General features: G+C 56.6%; 7 protein-coding genes and 1 pseudogene. 7 read left to right on the top strand and 1 reads right to left on the bottom strand.

What is annotated here, in order from left to right; genetic code table 11:
• The 7 genes and pseudogenes from Q0510_RS12435 to Q0510_RS12405 form a co-directional block, all read left to right on the top strand.
• Nucleotides 1-158: pseudogene (locus Q0510_RS12435) on the top strand (aspartate carbamoyltransferase); the annotation flags it as partial.
• A gap of 75 nt (nt 159-233) precedes the next feature.
• On the top strand, nt 234-563 hold the full coding sequence (locus tag Q0510_RS12430; protein WP_298711968.1) for a DMT family protein: 330 nt from the start codon (nt 234-236) through the stop codon (nt 561-563).
• A 10-nt stretch (nt 564-573) separates the two neighbouring features.
• The gene (locus Q0510_RS12425) at nt 574-1,674 is read left to right on the top strand and encodes a serine hydrolase (protein ID WP_298711966.1); all 1,101 of its coding nucleotides are present in this window, start codon (nt 574-576) and stop codon (nt 1,672-1,674) included.
• A 116-nt stretch (nt 1,675-1,790) separates the two neighbouring features.
• Nucleotides 1,791-4,265, top strand: a complete 2,475-nt coding sequence (locus tag Q0510_RS12420; RefSeq protein ID WP_298711963.1) for a PIG-L family deacetylase — start codon at nt 1,791-1,793, stop codon at nt 4,263-4,265.
• Between the two features lie 3 nt (nt 4,266-4,268).
• A complete protein-coding gene (locus Q0510_RS12415) occupies nt 4,269-4,424 on the top strand; it encodes a hypothetical protein (RefSeq protein ID WP_298711960.1) in 156 nt (51 codons plus the stop codon).
• Complete coding sequence (locus tag Q0510_RS12410; RefSeq protein WP_298711957.1) at nt 4,424-4,552, top strand: hypothetical protein; 129 nt, start codon at nt 4,424-4,426, stop codon at nt 4,550-4,552. Before Q0510_RS12415 ends, Q0510_RS12410 begins: the two co-directional genes overlap by 1 nt.
• On the top strand, nt 4,549-6,249 hold the full coding sequence (locus tag Q0510_RS12405) for a sodium:solute symporter (RefSeq protein ID WP_298711954.1): 1,701 nt from the start codon (nt 4,549-4,551) through the stop codon (nt 6,247-6,249). The genes Q0510_RS12410 and Q0510_RS12405 overlap by 4 nt, the downstream gene beginning before the upstream one ends.
• A gap of 78 nt (nt 6,250-6,327) precedes the next feature.
• Here Q0510_RS12405 and Q0510_RS12400 read toward each other — a convergent pair.
• Nucleotides 6,328-7,052: DUF2911 domain-containing protein (locus tag Q0510_RS12400; RefSeq protein WP_298711950.1), on the bottom strand; the 725-nt coding region annotated here is incomplete at its 5' end.

The following is a 7,052-nucleotide window of genomic DNA, read 5'->3' as shown; positions in this document are numbered from 1 at the left end:
AGGAGATCGTTATCATGCACCCGGGGCCCATCAACCGCGGCGTGGAACTGAGCTCCGACGTGGCCGACTCCGGCCAGAGCATTATCCTCGACCAGGTGGAAAACGGCGTGGCAACGCGCATGGCGGTGCTGTACCTGCTCGCCCGAAAAGAGAATTGATCCATCACACGAAATATACTTCGAAGCTCCCGGCGCCCCGGGAGCTTTTTTATGCCCAAAACAGTAATTTAGAGCATGCGTACAATCATCCTGCTGCTGATCTCTAATGTCTTCATGACATTCGCCTGGTACGGCCACCTCAAGAACACGAACGTACCGCTGTGGAAAGTGGTGCTCGTGAGCTGGGGGATCGCTTTTTTCGAATACTGTTTTATGGTGCCGGCCAACCGCCTCGGCTACCTCGACGGCTTCAACGGGTTTCAGCTGAAAATGGTGCAGGAAGTGATTACGCTGACGGTTTTCTGTGTGTTTGCGGTATTGTTTCTGAAGGAACCCCTCCGCTGGAACTACCTCATTTCCTTCTCGCTGCTCCTCGGTGCCGTGTACTTCATGTTTAAAAAATAGATTCCCATACATGTTCCGTTCCTTACTTATTTCTTTACTGATACTTCCGGTGTTGACGGTATCCGCCCAGCAATCGGACAACGCCATGAAAACACCGCTCGACCGGAAAGTGGATTCGCTCGTCCGCGCCGCATTTTCCCGCAACAGATGCGTGGGACTGGTGGTGGGCGTGATCGACGGCGATAAAACCTATACTTATGCTTATGGCGAGACGGTGCTCGGTAACCACCAGCTCCCGGACGCAAATACCCTGTTCCAGATCGGTTCGCTGACGAAGACTTTCACCGGCATTTTATTGGCGGCGCAGATCGGCAGCGGGCGTGTGAAAGCCGGCGATCCCATTTCCAGTTATGTACCCGATTCCGTAAAACTGAATTGGTTCGAAGGCAAGCCCGTGACGATGGCGATGCTGAGCAATCATACATCCGCTATTCCCCGGTGGGAACCGGTTGCGAAATATCCAGGCTTTACCGTTGTGCAGCCGTATGCGCATTTCGGGGACGCGCAGCTTTACCATTTTTTGAACCACTACGTTCCAACGGAAGCGCCCGGTGAGAAATACGCATATTCCAACATAGGCGCCGGCCTGCTGGGCGAACTGCTCGCGCGAAATGCCGGGACCACTTATCCGGCATTGCTGAAAAAGACGATCCTGCGGCCGCTCCGGATGAACGATACCCATGTCACGGAATCCCCGGAAGTGACGCGGAAAATGGCGCAGGGCTACAACTTCGGCCGCAAAACGGAGCAACCCTGGGTGATGTCGGCCCTGACCGGCGCCGGCGGCATCCAATCCACACTGAACGATATGCTCAAATATGCCAGGGCTAATATCAATCTCCCATCCGGCGCCCTGGGCGATGCCATCCGCCTCAGCCAACAGGAAACATTCAAGGACAAATCGGCGAGAATGGGGCTGGGGTGGCATATTATCGTGGGTAATGGCCATACCGTGCTGAATCACGGCGGGCAAACCGGCGGATATAATTCGCATATCAGTATCGAAGCGGAGGGGAAGAAAGCGGTGATCGTATTGTCGAACCTGGCGGCCGACAGCCAGATCGGATGGCCGCTGCAGGCATACTTAATGAAGCAAAATACTGGTAAATAAGCCTTTACAGATTTTCCACCGGTGATATTTTACCGGGATTTAATCCACCAACGGCAACACGTTGCAACATATAATCCCTATTTTTGACGACTGACCAAAAAACAGGTAACTATTTCATGTTGAACATCCGAACCCTTACGGGGTTGGCTGCCGCCTTTCTGCTGTGCGTTTCCGGCACCAGGGCGCAGACGTCTCCGGCGATGCATGCGGCCGATATCCAGCTGCAGCTGCAGAAACTGAACACGCTCGGCAGCGTCCTGTACGTAGCCGCGCACCCTGACGACGAAAACACGCGGCTGCTGGGTTTCCTGGCCCGCGAAGGCAAATACCGCACCGGCTACCTGTCGCTTACCCGCGGCGATGGCGGGCAGAACCTCATCGGCAACGAACAGGCCGAATTGCTGGGGCTCATCCGCACACAGGAGCTCATGGCCGCCCGCCGGATCGACGGGGCGGAGCAATTCTTCACCCGCGCCAACGACTTCGGTTTCTCCAAGAACCCGGAAGAAACTTTCACCATCTGGGACCGCAAGAAAGTGCTGGGCGACGTGGTGTGGGTGATCCGAAAATTCCGGCCCGATGTGATCATTTGCCGCTTCCCGGCAGACAGCCGGGCAGGGCACGGCCACCACACCGCCTCTGCCATGCTGGCCGCGGAAGCCTTTAAAGCGGCGGCCGATCCGAAGCAATATCCCGAACAGCTGAAATCCGTGGAAGTATGGCAGGCGAAAAGGCTGCTGTGGAACACGTTTAATTTCGGCAGCAACAATACCATTTCCGAAGACCAGTTCAAGATGCAGGTGGGTGCATACAACGCGCTCCTGGGCAAGGGTTACGGCGAAATCGCCGCAGAGAGCCGCAGCCAGCACAAGAGCCAGGGCTTCGGTGTGGCTTCCGGCCGCGGTAACGCAACGGAATATTTCCAGACGATCCTGGGCGAGGCGCCCGCCAAAGATCTCATGGACGGCATCAATACCACCTGGAACCGGGTGCCCGGCAGCAACGCCGTGGCGCAGCAGATCGGGGATGTGATCAAGGCTTACAGGGCAGAAACACCTTCCGCCAGCGTACCCGCGCTGCTGGCCGTCCGCAAAAACCTGCTCGCGCTGCCCGACAGCTACTGGAAAACGCAGAAGCTGAAAGAAACGGAAAAACTCATCATCGCCTGTTCCGGCCTCTGGGCCGAAGCTTTCTCCTCCGCCGCCGAAGTGGTGCCCGGAGGCCCGATGAAAAGCCAGCTACAGATCATCAACCGCAGCAACGTTCCCGTACGCCTCGAAAAAGTGACGTACAACGGCACCGAAAATACTTCGCTGGCCAGGGAACTCGCCTTCAACGAGTTCAATACCATCCCCGCCGATTTCAATATCCCATCCGAAACGCCCGGCTCGCAGCCTTATTGGCTGCAAGATCCCCATCCGCCGGGCGCTTACGTCATCCGCGACAACAATATGGTCGGTTTCCCGGAGAACGTCCCTTCGCTGACGGCCACATTCTTCCTGCGCTTTGGTGACCAGACGATCCCCCTGCAACGGCCCTTCATCTACAAATTCACGGACCCGGTGAAAGGGGAGGTGTACAGCCCGCTTGTGATCGCGCCGCCGGTAGTCGCCTATCTCCAGAACCAGGTCTACATCTACACCCAGGCCGAGCCGCAGGCGGTGCCCGTGAAGATCCGCGCCATGCAGCCGGGCGTAAGCGGGAAAGTGAAGCTGCGCCTCCCGCAGGGCTTCACCGCCGATCAACCCGCCATTGCATTTGAATTAAAAGAGAAAGGCGACGAAACGGAAGTGGTGTTTAATGTGAAACCCCTGAAAGTCAACGGCCGCCAGCTCACAGATACCATGAGCGTAGCCGTGGAATTCAACGGGAAGGAATACACGAACAGCATGACCGTCATCGCCTACGACCATATTCCCGCCATCACGCTGTTCCCGCCCGCGGAAGCGCGGCTGGTGACGCTGAACCTGCAATACAACGGCCGCAACATCGGGTACATCCCGGGCGCGGGCGATAAAGTGGCGGAAAGCCTCCGGCAAGTGGGTTACAATGTGACCATCCTCGGCGAAAAAGAAATCATGCAGGGCGACCTCTCGTCCTACGACGCCATCATCACCGGCGTGCGCGCCTATAATACACAGCAGCGCCTCCGTTACTGGCAGCCCCGCCTGCTGGAATACGTGAAGAACGGCGGAACGCTCCTCGTTCAATACAACACCAACGGCGGCCTCGTGAGCCAGCAGCTCGGTCCTTTCCCCTTCACGCTCTCCCGCGACCGCGTGACTGACGAAACTGCTGCCGTCACTTTCCGTACGCCGCAGGATAAGGTGATGACTTATCCCAATGCCCTGACCACCGCCGATTTCAACGGATGGGTGCAGGAGCGGGGATTATACTTCGCCGACGCGCAGTACGTACAACCCTTCTCCATGAAGGACCCCGGCGAGAAAGATCTCTCCGGATCCACGCTGGTGGCCCGTTACGGGAAAGGGAAATACGTCTACACCGGGCTTTCGTTTTTCCGGCAGCTGCCGGCGGGCGTTCCGGGTGCCTACCGTTTATTTGTGAACCTGATCGCTAAACAGGATTGATATATGAGTATGAGAAAAGACCGCGTTACGATTTCCGCAGGGTTATGCATCATTATCGGGCTGGTAATCGGATTCCTCATCAAGAGGGTCCACATCGGCCTGCTGATAGGGCTGGCGCTGGGCGTGATCGGGGGCGGATTACTGTCTAAACGCAATTGATGATGGAAGATCACCAACATGAAAAAGCACCGCTGTTCGGCCGCTGGCGCTCCTGGTACCTCCTGGTGATCGGGTGGCTCGCAGCGCTGATCGTTTTCTTTTACCTGTTCACCAAACACTATTCATGAGTTATGCCGACTGGGCTGTGCTCGCGATCACCCTTTCCGCCATCATCCTGTACGGCGTATGGAAAAGCCGCGGCCAGCAAAACCTCGACAGTTACTTCCTCGGAAACCGTTCCGTGCCCTGGTATATCGTACTCCTGTCGATCATGGGCACGCAGGCCAGCGCCATCACGTTCCTGAGCGCCCCCGGGCAGGCGTACACTGACGGGATGCGGTTCGTGCAATACTACTTCGGATTGCCCCTGGCCATGGTGGTGATCAGCGTGGTGTTCGTGCCCATCTATCATAAACTGAAAGTCTACACCGCCTACGAATACCTCGAAAACCGGTTCGATCTCAAGACGCGCACGCTCACATCATTCCTGTTTTTGCTGCAGCGGGCCTTGTCGACGGGGATTTCCATCTACGCGCCGAGCATTATTTTATCCTCCCTGCTGGGATGGAACATTTACTACACGAACATCTTCATGGGCGGGCTGCTCATCATTTACACCATGTACGGCGGAACAAAGGCCGTGTCGTACACGCAGTCGCTGCAGCTGGGGATCATTTTCGCGGGGATGTTCCTGGCGGGGTATATGGTCGTGAAACTCCTGCCGGCCGATATCGGTTTCTCCGATGCGTTGCATGTTTCGGGGAAGATGGGCAAGCTGAATGTAATTGTGACGGATTTCGACGTAAAAGACCGCTACAATATCTGGAGCGGGGTGATCGGGGGCTTCTTTCTGGCGCTATCGTACTTCGGGACGGACCAGAGCCAGGTGGGGCGTTACCTCACCGCCCGCGACCTCACCGAAAGCCGGATGAGCCTGCTGATGAACGGCCTGGTGAAAGTACCCATGCAGTTTCTCATCATGCTGATCGGTGCGCTGGTATTCGTGTTTTACCTCTATTTCAAGGCGCCCATCAGTTTCAATGAAGGCCTGATCCGGCAGGTGCATACCACGGAATACGCGCCGCAGATGCAGGCCCTGGAGCAACGCTACGACTCACTCGACGGCGTCAGGCAGCTCCAGGTGAAAGCGCTGGTAACCGCGCTCGACGCTAAAAACGAACCGGCTATCCGCGATGCGCAGGCGGGGCTGAAGGTATCCGAATCCGCGGCGCTCCAGCTGCGCGACGAAGCCAAAGACATCATTAAAAAGGCGAATCCCGCAGCGGATACCAACGATACCAATTACATCTTCCTGCATTTCGTGGTGAACAACCTGCCGAAGGGGCTCGTGGGCCTGCTGATCGCCATTATCTTCCTCGCTTCGTGGGGCAGCATCGCGGCGGCGCTCAATTCGCTCGCGTCCACTACCATGGTGGATTTCTACAAGCGGATGTACAAACCGCAGGCCAGCGACGAAGACTACCTGCGCGCCTCCAAGCTCTGGACCCTCGTGTGGGGCGTGTTCTCCATCGCCGTGGCGCTGTTCGCCTCCAACCTCGGCAGCCTCATCGAAGCCGTCAACATCCTGGGATCGCTGTTCTACGGCACCATCCTGGGGATATTCGTGGTGGCGTTCGGGATGAAGAAGATCCGGGGCAACGCGGTATTCTGGGGAGCATTGCTGGCGGAAGTAGCCGTAATCGCCATCTACATTTCGAACATCGTTTCCTTCCTCTGGCTGAACGTGATCGGGTGCGTATTGGTGATGGCGTTCGCCGCCATGCTGCAACCTTTCCTTCCTTCAAAAACAATCAAATCCGCCTAATCCGGCGTCCTGATAACAGAAAAGCGGATGGCCCTTCCGGACCATCCGCTTTTTCATGACTGTAACAATCTTGAAGCCTTACAGCGTAGCGATCAGCTTTTCGTTCAGCGCTACGTAATCGGCGTTATTGGCTGCTTTCGCCAGCTCGGTGGATTTGGCGGCAGTGGCTTTGGCGCCGGCTTTGTCACCAGCTTTGGCCTGCATGCGGGCTTTCTGGTAGTACATCCAGAAGGCCTTGGCGTTGGCGGGCTCAGCGAGGGCCTGGTCCATCCATTTGATGGCCTGGTTGATGTCGCGGTCAGACTCCATGTAGTACATCGCGGCCTGGAAGTAGGGCTTTTTGTCGCCTTTCATGCCTTCTTCGATGGATGCCATGATCTTGCCGTCGATTTCAGCGGTGATTTCGATGGGCAGGAGGAATTTCTCCCAGAGGATCATCATGGTCATGGCGTTCGGACGGATGTTCTCGAACGTGATCATGAACGATTCGATGGGGAAGGGCAGCTCCTGTGCTTCCACGTTGAAGCGGGCCACGTCTTCTTCCTGTTTGTAACCGTCGATACCCCAGTTTTTCAGGCCTTTGTTGATGATGATTTCCCAACCGTTGCGGGAGGGGATGCCATAAATCACGTATTCGCCCGCGGGTACGGCTTTGCCGTTGAGCTTCACGTCTTCACCAAATTTGATCCGGGTAGCGGAGTTGGCTCCCATGCGCCAGATTTTGTTCCAGGGAACGAGGTCGCCCATGGTGGTGCGGCCTTTCATGGCGGGGCGGGAGTAAGAAACTTCCACGGCCGACAGGG

This window comes from uncultured Chitinophaga sp. (assembly GCF_937874145.1).
Lineage (GTDB): Bacteria > Bacteroidota > Bacteroidia > Chitinophagales > Chitinophagaceae > Chitinophaga.
Note: the sequence above shows the minus strand (reverse complement) of the source record. Positions and strands in the feature narration are given on the sequence as shown.

What these genes read in the sequence shown, in the direction of transcription:
- Q0510_RS12425 (WP_298711966.1), top strand. Translation starts at nt 574, where the DNA reads ATGTTCCGTTCCTTACTTATTTCTTTACTGATACTTCCGGTGTTGACG.
- Q0510_RS12420 (WP_298711963.1), top strand. Translation starts at nt 1,791, where the DNA reads ATGTTGAACATCCGAACCCTTACGGGGTTGGCTGCCGCCTTTCTGCTG.
- Q0510_RS12430 (WP_298711968.1), top strand. Translation starts at nt 234, where the DNA reads ATGCGTACAATCATCCTGCTGCTGATCTCTAATGTCTTCATGACATTC.
- Q0510_RS12405 (WP_298711954.1), top strand. Translation starts at nt 4,549, where the DNA reads ATGAGTTATGCCGACTGGGCTGTGCTCGCGATCACCCTTTCCGCCATC.
- Q0510_RS12410 (WP_298711957.1), top strand. Translation starts at nt 4,424, where the DNA reads ATGATGGAAGATCACCAACATGAAAAAGCACCGCTGTTCGGCCGCTGG.
- Q0510_RS12415 (WP_298711960.1), top strand. Translation starts at nt 4,269, where the DNA reads ATGAGTATGAGAAAAGACCGCGTTACGATTTCCGCAGGGTTATGCATC.